Here is a 605-nt window from a genome sequence, read left to right as displayed (position 1 = left end):
TGCCGGCCCCGCTGAAGTCGTCGCCGGCGGCCGCCGCGCCGGCCGGCAGGCTCGTGCCGCCGAGGAGAACCCCCAGGAAGAGCACGGCCCCCGTGACGGTCGCCGTGAGCGACCGCTGCCTCTTCTTCATCAGATCCCAGCCCCTTTGGGAAGAAAGATGGATTGTGCGGCGGAGCCTAATGTGACGTGAGTGACTCCGCCATAAGGATCGGGGAATGCCGGGTGGCCTGGGAGGGTTACAGCATCTGGCACACTGGTAGCTGACCCGCAGCGGTTCCGGTTCCCGCCCCCGCGTTGCACGCGTCTTCTGGCGACCCGGCGACCGCACCTCGAAAGGACAGCAATGAAGGCCGATATCCACCCCGAGTACCACGTGACCCAGGTGAGCTGCACCTGCGGCAACACGTTCACCACCCGCAGCACCGCCAAGAACGGCGTCATCCACGCCGACGTCTGCTCCGCCTGCCACCCGTTCTACACGGGCAAGCAGAAGATCCTCGACACCGGCGGCCGGGTGGCGCGCTTCGAGAAGCGCTTCGGCAAGAAGGCCTCGGGCAAGTAGCTTCACCGACGCCGACCCGGCGCGCCAGCAGGTGCGTCCGGGT

Annotated in this window: 1 protein-coding gene; it reads left to right on the top strand. The window is 67.6% G+C overall.

Going from position 1 to position 605, the window contains the following annotated elements:
- The first annotated feature begins 343 nt into the window (after positions 1–343).
- Positions 344–562, top strand: a complete 219-nt coding sequence (gene rpmE, locus KME77_RS27165; RefSeq protein WP_219471785.1) for a 50S ribosomal protein L31 — start codon at positions 344–346, stop codon at positions 560–562.
- Positions 563–605 lie beyond the last annotated feature (43 nt).

This window comes from Nonomuraea rhizosphaerae, from assembly GCF_019396405.1.
Classification (GTDB): domain Bacteria; phylum Actinomycetota; class Actinomycetes; order Streptosporangiales; family Streptosporangiaceae; genus Nonomuraea; species Nonomuraea rhizosphaerae.
The sequence above is the reverse complement of the archived record's forward strand: the minus strand, read 5'-3'. Positions and strand labels throughout refer to the sequence as shown.